14 protein-coding genes, 1 tRNA gene and 1 pseudogene are annotated in these 17316 nt (G+C 65.3%); 7 read left to right on the top strand and 9 right to left on the bottom strand.

Features of this window, described 5'->3' with window-relative positions; translation table 11 throughout:
* Positions 1-206 precede the first annotated feature (206 nt).
* From IQ35_RS05475 to IQ35_RS05460, 5 genes and pseudogenes are all read left to right on the top strand, one after another.
* A complete protein-coding gene (locus IQ35_RS05475; RefSeq protein WP_145072199.1) occupies positions 207-1379 on the top strand; it encodes a tyrosine-type recombinase/integrase in 1173 nt (390 codons plus the stop codon).
* 183 nt (positions 1380-1562) lie between these two features.
* Complete coding sequence (locus IQ35_RS21870; protein ID WP_145072198.1) at positions 1563-1784, top strand: Com family DNA-binding transcriptional regulator; 222 nt, start codon at positions 1563-1565, stop codon at positions 1782-1784.
* Positions 1756-2229, top strand: a pseudogene (locus tag IQ35_RS21865) (DNA cytosine methyltransferase); the annotation flags it as partial. The gene IQ35_RS21870 and the pseudogene IQ35_RS21865, both read left to right, overlap by 29 nt.
* A gap of 91 nt (positions 2230-2320) precedes the next feature.
* Positions 2321-2701 (top strand): hypothetical protein, encoded by a 381-nt coding sequence (locus IQ35_RS21425; protein ID WP_242003286.1) that lies wholly within the window; start codon positions 2321-2323, stop codon positions 2699-2701.
* Between the two features lie 81 nt (positions 2702-2782).
* A complete protein-coding gene (locus IQ35_RS05460; protein WP_145072197.1) occupies positions 2783-3622 on the top strand; it encodes a DNA adenine methylase in 840 nt (279 codons plus the stop codon).
* Between the two features lie 170 nt (positions 3623-3792).
* On the opposite strand, the gene IQ35_RS05455 is transcribed toward IQ35_RS05460, so the two are convergent.
* From IQ35_RS05455 to moaA, 5 genes are all read right to left on the bottom strand, one after another.
* Entirely contained in the window at positions 3793-4509 is a 717-nt protein-coding gene (locus IQ35_RS05455) for a helix-turn-helix domain-containing protein (protein WP_145072196.1), read from the bottom strand.
* A gap of 28 nt (positions 4510-4537) precedes the next feature.
* Complete coding sequence (locus tag IQ35_RS05450) at positions 4538-5788, bottom strand: tyrosine-type recombinase/integrase (protein ID WP_145072195.1); 1251 nt, start codon at positions 5786-5788, stop codon at positions 4538-4540.
* A gap of 146 nt (positions 5789-5934) precedes the next feature.
* Positions 5935-6009: transfer RNA gene (locus IQ35_RS05445), tRNA-Asn, on the bottom strand.
* Between the two features lie 79 nt (positions 6010-6088).
* Positions 6089-6865, bottom strand: coding sequence for an NAD kinase (locus tag IQ35_RS05440; RefSeq protein WP_021246981.1), 777 nt, complete (start codon positions 6863-6865; stop codon positions 6089-6091).
* Entirely contained in the window at positions 6862-7875 is a 1014-nt protein-coding gene (moaA, locus tag IQ35_RS05435) for a GTP 3',8-cyclase MoaA (RefSeq protein WP_145072194.1), read from the bottom strand. The genes IQ35_RS05440 and moaA overlap by 4 nt, the downstream gene beginning before the upstream one ends.
* 131 nt (positions 7876-8006) lie before the next feature.
* On the opposite strand from moaA, the gene IQ35_RS05430 reads away from it, so the two are divergent.
* Complete coding sequence (locus tag IQ35_RS05430; RefSeq protein ID WP_145072193.1) at positions 8007-10022, top strand: putative bifunctional diguanylate cyclase/phosphodiesterase; 2016 nt, start codon at positions 8007-8009, stop codon at positions 10020-10022.
* On the opposite strand, the gene IQ35_RS05425 is transcribed toward IQ35_RS05430, so the two are convergent.
* The 4 genes from IQ35_RS05425 to IQ35_RS05410 all read right to left on the bottom strand — a co-directional run bounded on the left by IQ35_RS05425 (position 10011) and on the right by IQ35_RS05410 (position 15055).
* Positions 10011-10763 carry a TorF family putative porin gene (locus IQ35_RS05425; protein WP_311768308.1) on the bottom strand — a complete coding sequence of 251 codons (753 nt, stop codon included), beginning with the start codon at positions 10761-10763 and terminating at the stop codon, positions 10011-10013. The two genes, IQ35_RS05430 and IQ35_RS05425, sit on opposite strands and share 12 nt — an antisense overlap.
* Positions 10735-11145, bottom strand: a complete 411-nt coding sequence (locus IQ35_RS05420) for a hypothetical protein (protein ID WP_145072192.1) — start codon at positions 11143-11145, stop codon at positions 10735-10737. Before IQ35_RS05420 ends, IQ35_RS05425 begins: the two co-directional genes overlap by 29 nt.
* Positions 11146-11265: 120 nt before the next feature.
* Complete coding sequence (gene mfd / locus IQ35_RS05415) at positions 11266-14745, bottom strand: transcription-repair coupling factor (protein ID WP_145072191.1); 3480 nt, start codon at positions 14743-14745, stop codon at positions 11266-11268.
* 46 nt (positions 14746-14791) lie between these two features.
* A complete protein-coding gene (locus IQ35_RS05410; protein WP_021246975.1) occupies positions 14792-15055 on the bottom strand; it encodes an FAD assembly factor SdhE in 264 nt (87 codons plus the stop codon).
* 143 nt (positions 15056-15198) lie between these two features.
* On the opposite strand from IQ35_RS05410, the gene recG reads away from it, so the two are divergent.
* Complete coding sequence (gene recG, locus IQ35_RS05405; protein WP_145072190.1) at positions 15199-17262, top strand: ATP-dependent DNA helicase RecG; 2064 nt, start codon at positions 15199-15201, stop codon at positions 17260-17262.
* The last annotated feature ends 54 nt before the right edge of the window (positions 17263-17316 follow it).

Here is a 17316-nt window from a genome sequence, read left to right as displayed (position 1 = left end):
TCGTGTGGGGTATCGACCCCTTTCTCGATGCCGCGAAAAACACGGAAATCCGCTATTTTTTTGAATCGCGTGACGGAGGGATTGTCCGTCGCGCCAATGGTCATTTGACGGCTGCCTCTTAGCAACAAACCCGTTTGTCTTCAGTCAGGGCCGCTTTCGCTAGCAGCAAGCGACCTTCCCATCCCATTGTCATAGCGAGATCTGTCATGCTCTCCAACGCCGCGGTGAAAACCGCGCGGCCGCGATCGCGCGCCTATAAGCTGTTCGACGAACGCGGGCTGTTCCTGTTCGTGACGCCGGGCGGCTTGCGGAGCTGGCGGCTCAAATACCGGATCGAGGGCCGCGAGAAGCTGCTGTGCCTGGGCCAGTGGCCCGACGTGCAACTGGTCGACGCGCGCGACCGGGCGGAGGAGGCGAGGGCGCTTGTCGCGCAGGGCGTCGATCCTTCGGGCAGCTCGCGCGCGGCGCGCCAGATCCGGACGTTCGAGGCTGTCGCGCGGGAATGGCATGGGCTGAAGCGGGAGAACTGGACGGAGCGCCACGCGGCCGACGTCATCGACAGCCTCGCGCGGGACGTCTTCCCCGAGCTGGGGGCGCTGCCGGTCGGCGCGATCAGCGCACCGGCTGTGCTTCAGGTGCTGCGCGAGGTGGAGCGGCGCGGCTCGATCGAAACCGCGCGGAGAATCCGGCAGCGGATCTCGGCGGTCTTTTCCTTCGCGATCGCGGAGGGCATTGCCACTCAGAACCCCGCCGCCGACGTGGGCGAGGCCCTGCGCCCGCCCGCGCCGTCCAGGCGGCAGCCGGCGCTGACCGATATCGACGGTGCGCGCGCGCTGCTCGCGGCCTGCGAACGGGCGGGGGGTCTGCCGATCGTGCGGCTCGCTTCGCGCTTCCTCGCCCTTACCGCCGTCCGCATGGGCGCGCTGATCGCCATGGGTTGGGACGAGATCGAGGATCTCGACGGCGACGCGCCGCTGTGGCGCATCCCGGCCGCGCATATGAAGCTGAAGAAAGCGCGCAAGGAGAACCCGGAGAATGATCATATCGTGCCGCTGTCCGCCGCGGCGGTCGCGGTGCTGAAGGACGTGCGGACGAACGGGTATGATACCCGTTCTCGCGTCTTCCCGATCCGGCCGGCGGCGATCGGCGCGCTCTATGCCCGCGCGGGCTATGCGGGGCGGCATGTGCCGCATGGCTGGCGCGCGACCTTCTCCACCATCATGAACGAGCAGTTCCGCCAGGAGCGGGCCGCGATCGACATGGCGCTGGCGCACACGCCCAAGGGCGAGAGCGAAAGCGAATATGCCTATAACCGCGCCAAGCTGCTCGATCAGCGGCGCGTCCTGTTCCAGCGCTGGGGAGAGATGCTGAGCACATAATTACATGTGTCGTCCCACATAAAATCATGAGTTTCCGCCGAACCTGACGCCCAAAGCGCCGGGAGCGGGGGTCTCCGGGCTGCCACCCGGCGAACCGACGAGAATCCTCCTCGCCACGACACGGCTGGCCGACCGGCCGCCCCGCACCCGCGCATACGGGCGGGGGTCTAGGAGCGATTTTTCATGGTTCCGTCAACTCATTTCGTTACCGTTTCAATGAAATGCGCGCATTGCCGCGCTCTGCTGTTCAAATGCGATCCCGACGCCATCGCCGGCGTCATCGAGATCAAGTGCCGCCGTTGCGGCACCTTCAACTGTCTGAGGCCCGCGAGCCCCCATTCGACCGCCAGCCGAGCGGCAGAAGGAGGCAACCATTGTGGATCTACATTCCCCCCGCGTTCATGAACGCGACCTGCGAGGCATCTCGCTCTGCGCCGGCTACGGCGGACTCGATCTCGGATTGCATATCGCCGAGCCCGGATATCGGACTGTGGCTTATGTCGAGCGGGAAGCCCATGCTGCGGCAACCCTCGTGGCCCGGATGGAAGACGCGTCCCTGGGCCAGGCCCCTATTTGGGACGATCTTAAATCCTTCGACGGCCGGCCATGGCGCGGCCGCGTTCATATCGTCTCTGCCGGTTATCCCTGCCAGCCCTTCAGCCGCGCCGGAAAACGCCGGGGGAGCGACGATCCGCGCCACCTGTGGCCCGACGTCGCCCGCGTCATCGGAGAGACCGATCCCGAATGGGTGTTCTGCGAAAATGTCGAAGGGCATATCGATCTGGGACTTGCCGACGTCGCCGACTGCCTTCGCGGCATGGGCTACACGCCAAAGGCAGGACTGTTCACGGCGCGAGAAGCAGGCGCAAGCCATCGCCGGCGAAGGATCTTCATCCTGGCCCACGCCGACCGCAACGGATGCGGGCTATTTCCCGGATCTGATGATCGGCCAGGAGCCGATGCGGACGATATCGCCCCTGGACATCGCGAAGGGGAGTTGCGGCCAGTTCGCGGTGAACAATGCGGCGCGGATCTGGACGCAGTTCTGGATCGCAATTCATGCGCTGGGGCTTCGGCCGACGGCGACGCGGCGCCCCTCTTCGCTCCCGGTCCGGGTGACCTTCCCGCATGGGCGGCAATCCTCGATCGCGATGCTCGTCTCCAACCCGCGATTTTACGAACATCTGATGGGCTGGCCGATCGGGTGGAGCGAACCCGCGCAGCCGGTAACGGGGTTTGCAGCATGGCTGCGGCGATCGCGTGGCGCACTCTCACGGCTGCCCATCGTGGCGAGCCTCCCCGAGCGCGCGGCTTCGTCCTGACGGACGCCTGATCCTTCCTCCCATTTTTCCCTTTATGCGGCGCCCGCCGCCAGGCGGGCGCCATGGAGCCTGTTTTTCCGCATGTCTTTCGATCAATCCGTTCTTTCCGCCGTTTCCCCCGTTTCTCCCGCCGCCGGTTATCTGGGCGGCAAGCGCAATCTGGCCCGCCGGATCTGCACACTCATCGAAGCCGTCGAGCATGACGGCTATGCCGAGCCGTTTGTCGGCATGGGCGGGATATTCTTCCGCCGCGCGCGCCGGCCGCGCGCCGAGTTCATCAACGATATTTCCGGTGACATCACCACATTGTTCCGCGTAGTGCGCCGCCATTATCAAGCGTTGGTCGACGAGCTGGAGTGGCTGCTCGCCAGCCGCGATGAGTTCGACCGGCTCAAGATGGTCGATCCGTCGACGCTGACCGATATCGAGCGCGCCGCGCGCTTCCTCTATCTCCAGCGGCTCGCGTTCGGCGGCAAGGTGAAGGGCCAGACTTTCGGCGTAGATCGTCATGCGCCGGCGCGGTTCAATCTGGCTATCCTCCGGTCAACCCTGGCGAAGATCCGCGACCGCCTCGCGCCGACCGTCATCGAACGGTTGCCCTATGGCGAGTTCATCCGGCGCTACGACCGGCCGGGCATGTTGTTCTACCTCGACCCCCCTTATTGGGATTGTGAGCGGGATTATGGCGCGGGGCTCTTTGCCAAGGAGGATTTCGCCGCGATCGCGGCCCAAATGAAGGGGGCCGCGGGGAAATTCATTCTCTCGATCAACGACACGCCGGAGGTGCGCGCCTGCTTTGTCGGTCTGCACATGACGGAGATTGAGACGAGCTACTCCATCGCGGCGAAGGCGACAGGCCGGACGAAGAAGGTCGGCGAGCTGATCGTCACGAATTTCGCGCCCGACCGTGCCGTTGCATGATACAGGGGCTGGGGAGGGCGATCCCAACCTCTTGCTCCCCTGGAGAGCAAGCGGGGAGGCAAAGCCTCCCCGTCCCCTGCGGTGCGTCGCAAGGGTGACGGTGCCAGGTGGGCGCTAGGTGTGTGAAATATCCCGCTAATTAAGTCTGCCGAAGGCAGTCCTTTTCCCTCTTAAATTCTGGATGCGTGATTCCGACCGCTCTCTGAACTCGCATCCCTTGTTTCCAAGGCGCTGTCGATACGCGAAAGAACTCCTTCTAATTCAGGGTTATTTTGGGGAGGGGATGGGGTCAGAGAGGACTTGTCGCCCTGGGCCGGGGAGGGAGAGGGGGAGTCCCCCTTTCGCCTGAGAAGCTGCTGCAGGCGCATCAGGGCCCGCTTCGCCAGGCGCGACGGGTCGAAATAGTAGGCGTTGGTCGCCTGTTTGACCTGGGGGCCGAAGCCCTTTTCGTTTCCGGTCTTCTCCGTGCGCCTGATCCAGCTCAGGAAACCATGGTCCTTCAGTCGAGCCAGCGCGTCGATGACGGTCTTGCGCGCGAAGCCGGTGACGTCCTGGATGGTGGCGATCGCCGGATCGAGACGGCCGGTCTTGAAGTCGATGCCTTTGTGCCAGAGCAGAGCTTCGAGGACGCGCAGCGCGTTGGCGCCGATGGGATGGCGCTTGCCCTTCTCCTTCATCTGCCGGTCATATTCCTTGGCGACCTGCAGGTATTTGTCGCGCCATCGCATGGCGCCCTTCAACGTCCCGTCGCCGATCGGGCGGAAGACCTGCGCGCGGCGGTCGTCGACGTCATAGCTGTTGCGGCGAATGGGCTGCTCGGTGCGTCGGCCGGGCTTGCGGTTGGCGACGAAACGGTCGGCGACCTGCCCAAAGGAATACGCGGTCATGCCCGCGCCTCCCGCCCGAGGGCAAATGTCAGCCCTTCAGCAGCGCGCTGGCAGGTGGCATTGCCGTCATGAGCATATCCGCCCATTCCTGCGCGAGTTCGCGGCGGCGGGGCATATAGGCGGCGCGGTTGTAAGCGGCCTCGACCCCTTCCTGTATGTGCGCCAGCATCAGGTCGATGACCTCCCGATCGCCGACGCGATTTTCGCGTCCCGCCAGTTCGTTCATCACGGTCGAGAAGGTCGCGCGCCAGCCATGCGGGACGTGCTTGCCTGCATAGCCCGCCGTCCGATAGAGCTTGCTCAAAGTGCTGTCCGTGATTGGCCGGTCGACATAACGGACGCTGGGAAAAAGGAGGGGCTTCGCGCCCGCCAGTTCCATCGCGGCCTTCGCCGTTTCCACGGCTTGCGCGCTGAGCGGAACGACAAATTCGTAGCTCGCATCCTGCTTGCGCTCGCGTGTCAGTTTCATTTTCGCGGCTGGAATGCGCCAGATCGGGCTCTTGCCGTCCAGATCCTCGAATTCCTTCGGTTCGGCCAAACGTAACACGCCCGGGCGCACCACCGTCAGCGCCAGCATGCGCGATGCCAGCTTCGTGACGACATAGGCGTCTTCCTGTGATTCGACGTCTCGCAAAACCTTCCTGGCCTGTTCGATCTTCAGCATCGCCGGACGCAAAGTCTTGCGCCGCGGCTCCAGCACGGGCTGGATCGTGGCGGCAGGATTCGCTTCGGCCCATCCCGCTCCGATCGCGAAGACGAAGACTGACGATATGTGCTGACGGACGCGATGCGCCATTTCGATCGCCCCGCGCCCTTCGATCGCGCGGATAAGCGCTAATAGCAAAGCGGGCGTAATCGCTTTGATGGGCAGCGCCCCGATCGCCGGGAAAGCGTCTGCTTCCAGTCGATCGAGAATCTGTCCCGCATAGCGCTGCGCCCGGATTTTCTCCTGTTGGGCATGCCATTGGCGCGCTATCGCTTCGAACGTGTTGCCGTTCTCGATGGCCGCAACGGCCTGTCGCTGCTTCTTGTCTACCTTGGGATTGGTGCCTTCCCGCAGGAGTTTGCGCGCTGCCTCGCGCGCCTCGCGCGCTTCGACCAAGGTCATGTCGGGGTAGGTGCCGAACGTCAGCCGATGTTCCTTGCCGCCGAAGCGATATTTCAATCGCCAAGAGCGGGTGCCAGATGGCATGACGTAGAGATAAAGGCCGTGCGCGTCGGAGAGCTTGTAAGGCTTCTCCTTCGGCTTCGCCGTTCGGCATCGGACATCTGTCAGCATGTCGTGCCCCCGATGCCCCCGGTAGTGCCCCCGAAATGGGGGCGCTCGGATGATCCCCGATGATTCCGCATGAGACTATGCTAGAGGGAAAAGGCGCAGATTTGCAAGGGTTTCGGCGCTGGCTGACACTGCCAGAAACAAAGAGTTGGCTCCCCGAGTAGGATTCGAACCTACGGCCATTCGATTAACAGTCGAATGCTCTACCGCTGAGCTATCGGGGAGCAGCCTGGTTCTCACCGGGCAGGCCGCGCCTATAGCAGCGGGATTCACGGAATGGCAAGCGCTAATCCGTGGAAAATTTTACGCTATGAACTGCTCGGCGGCGATTCGGTCGTCCAGCGTATGTTCCGGGTCGAAAAGCAGTGTCAGGGGGATCGCGCGATCGATGCCGACCTCCACCCGCGCCACGTCGCGGACCTCGCGCTGGTCGGCCACGGCGCTGACGGGACGTTTGACGGGATCGAGCACGGTGAAGAGGATCGTCGTGTTTTCCGGCAATATGGCTCCCCGCCAGCGCCGGGGACGAAATGGGCTGATCGGCGTCAGGGCGACAAGGCCGGAGCCGAGGGGAAGGATCGGGCCATGGGCCGACAGATTATATGCCGTCGATCCCGCGGGTGTCGCAACCAGCACGCCGTCGCACACCAGATCCGGCAGGACTGTGCGGCCGTTGACCTGAACTTCCAACCTGGCGGTCTGGCGGGTTTCGCGGAGTAGCGATACTTCGTTGATAGCAGGAATGGAAAAGCGTTCGCCATCCACCGTGTCCACGGTCATGCGCAGCGGCGTGACCTTGAACGGCTTGGCCGACTGCATCCGCTGATCCAGCCTTTCCAGCCGCCATTCGTTCATCAGGAAGCCCACGGTTCCCAGGTTCATGCCGAAGATCGGCAGAATGCGGCGGCTTTCGAGCATGGAATGGAGCGTCTGCAACATGAAGCCGTCGCCGCCCAGCGCAACGATCATGTTCGCCTGCTCCAACGGCACGAAGTCGTAAGCGGCCCGAAGCCTTTCTTCGGCCGCCCTGGCCGCCGGGGTCGGAGACGCGACAAGAGCGCGCCGCGCTTCGCCGTTCATCCGCCGGTGACGCTCATATGGCGGGACAGGGCGGCGGCCGGGGCGGCCGCCCCGATGCGGAAATCATGCCGCGCGGGCTTCAGGCGCAGAGCGCGACCGATCAGGGGCTGGACGGCTTCCAGCCCGCCTTCGCGCAGAGCCGCACGGAAATCGACATGATCCTCATGACCCAGGCACATGAAAATCTTGCCCTCGCAGGTCATGCGCATCCGATTGCAGTCCGCGCAGAAATTATCGGTGAGCGGCGTGATAAATCCCAGGCGCGCGCCCATGCCTTCGACCGCGTAATAGCGCGCGGGGCCGCCGGTCCGTTCCGGCAGGGCCGTCAGGCGGCGGCGCTGCCGGATATGTTCCATCACATGCGTCAGCGGTAGATAATGGTCGGTGCGATCTTCGCCGGTATCGCCCAGCGGCATGGTTTCGATAAGCGTAAGGTCGAAGCCCCGGCTATCGCACCAATGGAGCATGGGCAGGATTTCATCTTCGTTCACGCCTTTGAGCGCAACCATGTTGATCTTGACGGCAAGGCCCGCTTCTCGCGCCGCATCCAGGCCCTGCATGACCCTGGAAATCTCGCCGCCTCGCGTGATGTGCGCGAAACGCGCGGGCGAAAGGCTGTCCAGGCTGACGTTGATCCGCCGCACCCCGGCATCGTGCAATCTGGCGGCATGTTCGGCCAGCCGGGTGCCGTTGGTGGTCAAGGTAAGCTCGTCCAGGCTCCCGCCCAGATGGCGTCCGATCCGGCGGACCAGATCGGGCATGTCGCGCCGCATCAGCGGTTCGCCCCCCGTCAGCCTGATCTTCCTGACGCCGCGCGCAATGAACAGGTCCGACAGCAGGGCGATTTCTTCCAGCGTCAGCACCTGGTTCTTCGGCAGGAAGGTCATGCGCTCCGCCATGCAATAGCGGCAGCGCAGATCACAGCGATCCGTAACGGATATCCGCAGATAATCGATCCGGCGGCCAAGGCCGTCGGTCATCGACGCGCGGGAAGGGGCGACCATGGCCATGGCTTATAGCTAGGCGATGCACCGCGCAGGTGCAAGCGCCGCCGGTTGCGGGGCGGGCAAGAGGACGGTAACCGATTGCTGCTAAGGGGAGGCGGTGCGCTTCTCGAGGAGTCGCCCAAGGAGTCGAATGTGTGAGCGGAACGGCCGCGCCCGATGGGCAGCGCAGTGTTTTCATCCTCTCCCCGCGAGACCGGGATGGGCTGTGCCATGCCGTGCAGGCGGCCGGATGGCATGCCATCGGCGCGCGCCGCGCATCCGACGCGCCCCAGCGTTATTTGCGGAGCGAGGCGCAGATCGCGCTGATAGACATGCGGGACGGGGGCGAAGCCGAACGACTGCTTGCGCCGCTGGTGCCCGCCACCGTGGCGGGCGGCGGTGCGCTGATCATTCTGGTGGATGCGATCGATACCGCCTCGATTCCCGCCCTGCTGACGGCGGGAGCCACGCATTTCCTGACGGAGCCTTTCACTCAGGCCGCGTTGAACGCGACATTGTGGTCGGCGGAGCGGCTGGTGGAGCGGCTGGGCGGCGGCGCGATGCACAGCCGCCGCGCCCAGCGGATCAGGCGGGGAGACGCCCTCTATTGGGAGATGGACCGCAATCGCGGCGAAGTGCGGCTCAGCGAAAATCTTGCGCGTCAACTGGATTTGCCGGACCGGTATATGACAGCATCCGGTTTGCTGCGCCGTCTGTCGCGACCGGAGCGCCGCGCCGCGCTGGCCGCGTTGCAGAGCCTGGGACGGTCCGGCCGGTCCGCTGCGTTCGCGCATGATGTGCCGGGGCGCGACGGCGACAGGCTGGTCCACCATCTGCGTTATGCGGATGGCGTCCCCGCGGCGGATGTCGAATGGCTGCATGGCGGGAACGAGCAGGAAGGGGTCGGCCGCGACTATCTGACCGGTTTGTATTCGCGGCAGGCCGCGCTTGACTGGCTGGATGGGCGAGCGGGGCTGGCGACGACGATCCTGCTCCTTTCGATCAGCCAGTTCGACCGGATGAATGCCGCTTATGGACAAGTGGTCGGGGACGCCCTGCTGGGCCGCATAGCGCGCCGGATCGAGCGCGTGGCGGGCGATGTGGCGGAGGGCGCTACCGTGGCACGGATAGCGGGCACCGAATTTCTGGTCGGCTTGACGGGCGAAGCGGCCGAGCGTGATCGGGCGACGTTCCTTGCGCGCCAGATCATCGGGGCGATCGGCCGGCCCTTCAGCGCGGGCGATCACCTCATTCGCCTGACGGCGCGCTGCGGCATCGCCCAGTCCCGTCCGGAGGACGACGCGACATACTTGTTGAAGCGGGCGGGAACGGCCTTGGCCGACGCCAGACGCACGGACGGGGAGGGAATTCGGATCCTTTCCGCGGAAAAGCGCAGCCGTCAGGTCGATTCCGATCAGCTTGAAACGGATTTGCGCCTGGCGCTCGATCGGGGGGAGATCGGCATCGCGTTCCAGCCGCAATATTCCGTCGGGCAGGAACGGATCATCGGCGTGGAGGCGCTCGCCCGCTGGAATCATTCGCAATATGGGCCGCTGGGCGCAGGGATATTGTTCACCACGGCGGAACGGTCCGACTATATGCTGCCGTTGTCCGCTCATATCCAGGCGGAAGCCCTGCGCCAAGCCGCCGCATGGCCGCGCGCCCTGTCGGACCTGCGACTGTCGCTCAACGTCACGGCCGCCGATATCGCCCAGCCCGGCTTCCTGTCGGAGTTCCTGGCGCTTGTCGACCGGGCCGGCTTCCCGCGATCGCGCCTGACCGTGGAAATCACGGAAAGCGGCCTGATAGAGGATGTGAGCGCCGCCGCCGCATTGCTGACGGCATTGCGAGGCGAGGGGTTGGCGGTGGCGATCGACGATTTCGGTACCGGCTATTCCAGCCTTGCCTATCTCAAGAACCTGCCGCTCGATTATCTGAAGATCGACAGCGGGCTGGCGCAGGATATTTCGGGCACGGCACGGGACCGGATCATCGTGCGCGGGGTCATCCACATGGCGAAATCGCTTGGGCTGAAGGTAATCGCGGAGGGGGTGGAGACCGAGCAGCAACTGGACCTGCTGGCCCATGAAGGCTGCGATTATTATCAGGGTTTCCTGCGGTCGGCGGGTGTGTCGTCCGATGAGCTGGTGGCGCTGGTCCTAAAGACTTAGGCCGAAGCGGGCGATCAGGCTCGCGCCCGCATGCGCGCTGCCCGGCCCGTCGATGTCACTGTTCGCATAGCGAAGCCCTGCGAACCAGCGGCCTTGCAGATAGTCGATGCTGACGCCATGATCCCAATAGGCGCCGTCCGGCCGCAGCCGCGCGGTTCGGACGGGATCGTCCACATCGCCCGATGAGCGTCCCACGCGGGCGGACAGGGTGAGGGGCGTGCCCGGAACGCCGACCGCCGCGGATGCCGCAAGGTACAGGTTGTCGCCGCCGATGGACGATTGCTTCGGCGCATAATTTGCCGCGAGATCGATGCTGGCCGGTCCGATCAGGAAACCCGCTCCCGCGCCCAGTTCGCCATAGCCCTGATGCGATGCGCCGGGGAACAGGTGATAGCGCCCTTCGGCGGACAGACGCCAGCCGCCGATCTGCCGCACATAGGTCGCGCCGAGATCGGCCACGGCGTCCGCTCCACCGTGCCGGTCGCTCCCCCAAAGGGAAACGGCGGCGGCATCCAGGCTGAGGCCCTCGGCGACGGGCAGGGACAGGGTGCCGCGGAACACCGGGTCGCCGTCGCTCCAGCTTATGCCCCGGCGGCGTTCGTCGCTGGCGGCCTCAACCGTGGCGGACAGACCGCTGGCATATTGGGCATGGGCCGGAGCGGCGCCTGTAGCGGCGATCGCGCAGCAGGCGAGCGCCGCCCAGCCCGTCCGATCAGTTCGAGGCAAGATTAAGAATGGCATCAAGCTCCGCCAATAGCGGCGCACGGTCCTGCTGCGCAACCGTCATGAGATGAGCGCGGATATTGTCCTGATGCTTGGCGACTTGACGCGCCGCAATGTCGCGGCCGGGGGTGCAGGCGCCCGCTTCGCTGCCGGAAAAGGCATGGTCGGTCGGGATGGCGCGCGTCAGGGACGGACTGTGGCTCAATTGGCGATCTACCACCACCGTTGCCTTCCAGTGGCAGCGGCGCATGTCGGCGCGGTTGGGCGTGTGGGCGCCGACCGTGCGCGTCTTGACGTCGGCGCGGGCGGTATAGGTTGCCTCGACCGGGGCGCCGCGATGGTCGATCTGGACGGTATGCGTCGCGACAGCTGCCGCGAGCGCGATAAGCGTTAAACTCATGTCATTCTCCTGCTGCGAAGCCGGACTGTGCCGCCCGGTCGTCACGGCAGGATTTAGGAAAAGACTGTTGCTGCTCTTTTGCCGGGCAATGACAAAGTCCTGCCCCGCGCCTGCAAGGGGTCAGCCCGCCGCCTTGGCCAGCCCCTTGGACAATTGCAGCGCGCCGTTGAGCCGCGCGCCAGGATCGGTCCATGCGCGGTTGACCACGACCTTGCTGTCGGGGCGGAGCCGCGCCACGCCATCGAGACGCTGGATATAGCTGACGAGGCCCGCCGGATTGGGGAAACGGTCCTCATGGAAGCTGACCAGCGCGCCCTTCGGTCCCACATCGATCTTGGAGATATTGGCCTTGAGGCAGTTCTGCTTGATCTCGATGATCTTGAGCAGGTTTTGCGTCGGCGCGGGCAGCTTGCCGAAACGGTCGATGAGTTCGGCGGCAAAGGACTCCAGCCCCTGCCGGTCCTCCAGCTCGTTGATACGGCGATACAGGCCCATGCGCAGGTCGAGATCGGGGACATAATCGTCCGGGATCATGATCGGCGCGTCGACGCTGATCTGGGGCGAGTAGCTGTCGCGCGGGCGTTCGAGGCCGACGCCGCCGGCCTTTGCCTCCATGATCGCGTCCTCCAGCATCGACTGGTAAAGTTCGAATCCGACTTCCCTGATGTGCCCCGACTGCTCGTCGCCCACCAAATTGCCCGCCCCGCGAATATCGAGATCGTGGGAGGCCAACTGGAACCCTGCGCCCAGTGTGTCGAGGTCGGACAGCACCTTCAGCCGCTTTTCCGCCGTTTCGGTAATGACGCGATTGGCGGGCGTGGTGAAATAGGCATAGGCCCGCGTCTTGGCCCGGCCCACGCGCCCGCGCAGTTGGTAAAGCTGGGCGAGGCCGAAGCGGTCGGCGCGGTGGATGATGAGCGTGTTGGCGCTGGGGATGTCGAGGCCGCTTTCGACGATGGTGGTCGACAGCAGCACGTCGTAACGCTTGTCGTAGAAGGCCGACATGCGTTCTTCCACCTCGCTCGCCGCCATCTGGCCGTGGGCGACGACGGGGCGGACTTCGGGCACTTCGGTCCGCAGATATTCCTCTATGTCGGCAAGGTCGGCAATGCGCGGCACGACGAAGAAGCTCTGCCCGCCGCGATAATGTTCGCGCAGCAGCGCCTCGCGAATGACCACGCCATCCCATGGCATGATATAGGTGCGGACGGCGAGGCGGTCGACCGGCGGCGTCTGAATGACGGACAGTTCGCGCAAGCCCGACATCGCCATCTGGAGCGTGCGGGGGATGGGGGTGGCGGTCAGCGTCAGGACATGCACGTCGGTCTTGAGGCTCTTGAGCCGTTCCTTGTGCGTGACGCCGAAGCGCTGTTCCTCATCCACGATGACGAGGCCGAGGCGCTTGAACTCCAGACCCTTGGCGAGCAGCGCATGGGTGCCGACCACGATGTCGACGGTGCCGTCCGCCAAACCGGCTTTCACAGCCTTTGCCTCCTTGTCGGGGACGAGGCGGGAGAGGCGGCCGATATTGACCGGGAAGCCGCGGAAACGCTCCACGAAATTCATGTGATGCTGGCGAGCGAGCAGGGTGGTGGGGCAGATGAGCACGACTTGCATCCCCGCCATGGCCGCGACGAAGGCGGCGCGCAGGGCGACCTCGGTCTTGCCGAAGCCGACATCGCCGCAGACGAGGCGGTCCATCGGTTTACCCGTGCCCAGATCCTCGACTACGTCGCTGATAGCGCGGTCCTGATCGTCCGTTTCCTGATAAGGGAATCGGTCGACGAAGGCGGGATAGCCCGCCGCATCCGGCTCCGCGACGGTGGCGGGGCGCAGGGCGCGTTCGGCGGCGGTCTTGAGGAGTTCGCCCGCAATCTCGCGGATGCGTTCCTTCATCCGCGCCTTGCGCCGCTGCCATGCCTCGCCGCCCAGGCGGTCGAGTGCAACGCCTTCGCTTTCGGAGCCGTAGCGGGAGAGGACTTCGAGATTTTCGACCGGGACGTAAAGCTTGTCGCCGCCTGCATATTCCAGCGCGACGCAATCATGCGCGGCCTTGGCGACCGGGATCTGGGTCAGCCCCTCATAGCGGCCGATGCCGTGGTCGCGGTGGACGACGAGGTCGCCGGGAGACAGGGTCGCCAGTTCCTGGAGGAAAGCGTCGGCGCTTTTCTTGCGTCTGGCGCGGCGGACGAGGCGGTCGCCCAGCATGTCCTGTTCGGTGAGGACGGCGACATCGGGCGTAGTGAAACCATGATCGAGATATAGAACGGAAAGCGTTATTGCGCCCGTGGCGGCGAGGCCGAGGGCTTCCTGCCAGTCGTCGGCGGCCGCCAGCCTTTTGACGCCGTGGTCGGCGAGGAGGCCGGACAGGCGTTCGCGCGCGCCGGGCGAATAGGAGGCGATGATCACCCTTTTCCTATCGCGCTGGAGGGCGGCGATATGTTTTCCTACAGCTTCGTAGACGTTCGCGTTCTGGGCGCGTTCGGGGGCGAAGTCGCGGGGGCCGTCGACGTTGAAGTCGATGACGGCGGCGCTTTCCGGTTCGTGGAAAGGCGTGGTGGCGTGCATCGGCCAGTCGCGGGCCAGAGCTTCCCACTCCTGCGCGTCCAGATAGAGCGCTTTCGGTTCCAGCGGGCGATAGGCTCCGGGATCGGACGATTTCGCGGCGATGCGGTTGGCGTGATAGTCGCGGATCGCCTCGAAACGGGCTTCGGCCGCGCCCGCGGCGCCATGGTCGAGGATGATGACGGTGTTGTCGCCGCTCAGATGATCGGTGAGCGGCACCAGCCGTTCCTCGAACAGGGGCAGCCAATGCTCCATGCCCGCGAGACGCCGCCCGTCGCTCACCGCCTGATAGAGCGGATCGCCGGTTGCGGTCGCCCCGAAGGTTTCGCGATAGCGGCTGCGGAAACGCTTGATCGTGTCCTCGTCCAGCAGAGCTTCGGAGGCGGGGAGGAGGGTGAAGCCATCGACGCTGCCGGTGGTGCGCTGGTCGGCGGGGTCGAACCGGCGGACCGTCTCGATCTCATCGCCGAAGAAGTCGAGGCGCAGGGGTTGGTCCTCGCCGCCGGGAAAGAGGTCCACAATGCCGCCGCGAACGGCGAACTCGCCCCGGTCGTGCACGGTGTCGGTGCGGACATAGCCATTGGCCTGCAACATGTCGGCCAGCCGCTGGATGGCGATCCGTTCCTTGGGCGCGAGCCGCGCGACAAGCTGGCGGACGCGGAAGGGCGTCAGGGTCCGTTGGGTCAGCGCGTTGAGGGTGGTGACGACGAGTTGCGGCCGCTGAGGACCGGCCTGAAGCATATGAAGCCCGGCGAGGCGGGCCGATGCGCTGCGCAGCGAGGGGCTGGCGCGATCATAGGGCAGGCAGTCCCAGGCCGGGATTTCTACGATCTCGACTTCCGGCGCGAAATAGGCGGCGGAGTCGGCGACGGCGCGCATCAGCGCGTCGTCGGGAGCGACGAACAAAGCGCGGCCCTCGCCCGAACCGAAGGCAGCGCGGGCCATGTCGGCCAGCAGCCAAGGCTGGAAACCCGCGGGGACGCCCGACAGGGTGAGGGGCGCCCTGGCCTTAAGGATTTTGGGGAGGTCGGTCATAGGGGAAATATTGTCTTTCGGCTCAATCGCGCACCGGCTTCCATTTTCAAACGATCTTCACGAAATCGAGCTTGAGGAAGCGGTCCATCATCGACCCTTTCCATTCGTCGGGCACAGGAATGGTGCCGAGCGCCCAGCCTATGATGTCGGCGTCCTGTTCCTCCATGAAGCGTTCGAACCAGTCGATTTCCTCTTCGTTCCACGTCGCATGATGGCGGTCGAAAAAGCCGCCGACAGTATAGTCCGCTTCCCGCGTGCCGCGATGCCATGCCCGGAATTGGATGCGGCGCATCCGGGGATTGTCGTTCATGATGTGTTCCTTTAACGGGCAAGCCAAATGCGCCGATCGGATGTTTGCGCCACCGTCCCGGCTGGTGTTTTGTTGGAGGCATTTTCCGAGTCGCCGGACATACCCTCCGGCTCGAAAATGCTCTAGAGCGACGTCAGATAGACATGCGACCCGATATTCTCAATCCGCTCTTTGCCGAAATATCGGCCCTGAAAGGCGTCGGACCGGCGCTGGCGAAGCCGTTGGAGCGGCTGGCGCTGGCGCGCGCGGTCGACGTGGCCTTCCATCTGCCGGTCAGTTTCATCGACCGCAGGCTGACCGACGAACTCAACATGGCCGATGCCGGACGGGTGATCGGGATCGAACTGACGCCCGTTGATTATCGCGCCAGCGGCAGCGCGCGGGCGCCTTTCCGGGTGCAGGCGGTGGACCGGCACGGCAACGGGGTTGCCCTTGTCTATTTCGGGCGGAACAGCGCATGGCCGCGCAAGCTGCTGCCGCTGAACGAGCCGCGCTTCGTATCGGGGAAGCTGGAGAGTTATGGCGATAACCTCCAGATCGTGCATCCCGACTATGTGCTGCCGCCGGAAGAAGCGGAGACTGTGCCGGCGCGGGAGGCGGTCTATGGGCTGTCCGAAGGGCTGACCAACAACCGGATGCGCGATCTGGCGGGGCAGGCGCTGGCCCGCGCGCCGGAATTGCCCGAATGGATCGAACCGAGCCTGCTGGCGCGCAAGGGATGGCCCGGCTGGCGCGAGGCGCTGACCCGCGCCCATGCCGACCCGTCCGATGCTCTGGCGCGGGAGCGGCTGGCCTATGACGAGATATTCGCCGGGCAACTGGCGCTGATGCTGGTGCGGCAATCCTCGCGCAAGCGGCGGGGCGTGCCGATTGCCGGGGATGGGCGCTTGCGGGCGATGCTGAACCTGCCCTTTGCGCCAACGGGGGCGCAGCGGCGGGCCTTTGGCGAGATTGAGGGCGATATGGCGCAGGGCGTGCCGATGCTGCGGCTGCTTCAAGGGGATGTGGGGTCGGGCAAGACGCTGGTGGCGTTGATGGCGCTGCTCAACGCCGTTGAGGCGGGCGCGCAGGGGGCTTTGCTGGCCCCGACCGAGATATTGGCGCGACAGCATTATGAGGGGCTGCGGCGGATGGTCGCGGGCCTGCCGGTGGAGATCGCCATCCTGACGGGGCGGGAGAAGGGCAAGGTGCGCGAGGCCACGCTGATGGGCCTGGCGGACGGCAGCATCGACATATTGGTCGGCACCCATGCGATTTTCCAGGAGGCGGTGCGCTATCGCAATCTGGCGCTGGCGGTGATCGACGAGCAGCATCGCTTCGGCGTGGCGCAGCGCATGATGCTGGCGGCCAAGGCGGAGCGGACGCCGCATTTGCTGGTGATGACCGCGACGCCTATCCCGCGCACGCTGACGCTCACCTATTATGGCGAAATGGACGTGTCGCGGCTGGACGAGATGCCGCCGGGACGGCAGCCGATCCAGACGCTGGTGATGTCATCGCAGCGGATCGACGAGGTGGTGGAGGCGCTTGCCCGCCATGTCGAAGGTGGAGGGCAAGCCTATTGGGTGTGCCCGCTGGTCGAGGAAAGCGAAACAAGCGATCAGGCCGCGGCCGAAGCGCGGGCGGAGGCGCTGAAGATGCGCTTTGGCGAGCGGGTCGGCCTGGTCCACGGGCGGATGAAGGGGACGGACAAGGACGCGGCGATGGACGCCTTCGCCGCCAACCGGACGCAGATATTGGTGGCGACGACGGTGATCGAGGTGGGCGTGGACGTGCCCAATGCCAGCCTTATCATCATCGAGGGGGCGGATCGTTTTGGCCTGGCCCAGTTGCACCAGTTGCGCGGGCGCGTGGGGCGCGGGGACAAGGCTTCGGTCTGCCTGCTGTTGCGGGGAGGCGCGCTTTCCGAAACGGCGCGGGCAAGGCTGGCGCTGATGCGGGAGACGAATGACGGCTTTCGGATCGCGGAAGAGGATTTGCGGCTGCGGGGCGCGGGGGAGATATTGGGCACGCGGCAGTCGGGGGAGGCGCAATTGAAGCTGGCGACGCCCGAGCATCTGTCCGCCCTGATCGATGCGGCGCGGGACGACGCGCACCTGCTGATGGAGCGGGACGGCGGGCTGGCGCAGGAGCGGGGGCAGGCGGCGCGGACCTGCCTTTACCTGTTCGAGCGCGACGCGGCGGTGGGGCTGCTGCGGAGCGGGTGACGCGCGCGATGAAAATGCTGCGGGCGCGAAACAATATGCGGCCTGCCTCGTTCG

This window comes from Sphingobium wenxiniae (genome assembly GCF_007830065.1).
In the GTDB taxonomy this organism is placed as follows: Bacteria; Pseudomonadota; Alphaproteobacteria; order Sphingomonadales; family Sphingomonadaceae; genus Sphingobium; species Sphingobium wenxiniae.
The sequence above is the reverse complement of the archived record's forward strand: the minus strand, read 5'-3'. Positions and strand labels throughout refer to the sequence as shown.

What these genes read in the sequence shown, in the direction of transcription:
- moaA (WP_145072194.1), bottom strand. Translation starts at nt 7,875, where the DNA reads ATGGCCATGGTCGCCCCTTCCCGCGCGTCGATGACCGACGGCCTTGGC.
- IQ35_RS21425 (WP_242003286.1), top strand. Translation starts at nt 2,321, where the DNA reads ATGATCGGCCAGGAGCCGATGCGGACGATATCGCCCCTGGACATCGCG.
- IQ35_RS05425 (WP_311768308.1), bottom strand. Translation starts at nt 10,763, where the DNA reads ATGCCATTCTTAATCTTGCCTCGAACTGATCGGACGGGCTGGGCGGCG.
- IQ35_RS05410 (WP_021246975.1), bottom strand. Translation starts at nt 15,055, where the DNA reads ATGAACGACAATCCCCGGATGCGCCGCATCCAATTCCGGGCATGGCAT.
- IQ35_RS05455 (WP_145072196.1), bottom strand. Translation starts at nt 4,509, where the DNA reads ATGACCGCGTATTCCTTTGGGCAGGTCGCCGACCGTTTCGTCGCCAAC.
- IQ35_RS05460 (WP_145072197.1), top strand. Translation starts at nt 2,783, where the DNA reads ATGTCTTTCGATCAATCCGTTCTTTCCGCCGTTTCCCCCGTTTCTCCC.
- IQ35_RS21870 (WP_145072198.1), top strand. Translation starts at nt 1,563, where the DNA reads ATGGTTCCGTCAACTCATTTCGTTACCGTTTCAATGAAATGCGCGCAT.
- IQ35_RS05450 (WP_145072195.1), bottom strand. Translation starts at nt 5,788, where the DNA reads ATGCTGACAGATGTCCGATGCCGAACGGCGAAGCCGAAGGAGAAGCCT.
- IQ35_RS05440 (WP_021246981.1), bottom strand. Translation starts at nt 6,865, where the DNA reads ATGAACGGCGAAGCGCGGCGCGCTCTTGTCGCGTCTCCGACCCCGGCG.
- IQ35_RS05475 (WP_145072199.1), top strand. Translation starts at nt 207, where the DNA reads ATGCTCTCCAACGCCGCGGTGAAAACCGCGCGGCCGCGATCGCGCGCC.
- recG (WP_145072190.1), top strand. Translation starts at nt 15,199, where the DNA reads ATGCGACCCGATATTCTCAATCCGCTCTTTGCCGAAATATCGGCCCTG.
- IQ35_RS05420 (WP_145072192.1), bottom strand. Translation starts at nt 11,145, where the DNA reads ATGAGTTTAACGCTTATCGCGCTCGCGGCAGCTGTCGCGACGCATACC.
- mfd (WP_145072191.1), bottom strand. Translation starts at nt 14,745, where the DNA reads ATGACCGACCTCCCCAAAATCCTTAAGGCCAGGGCGCCCCTCACCCTG.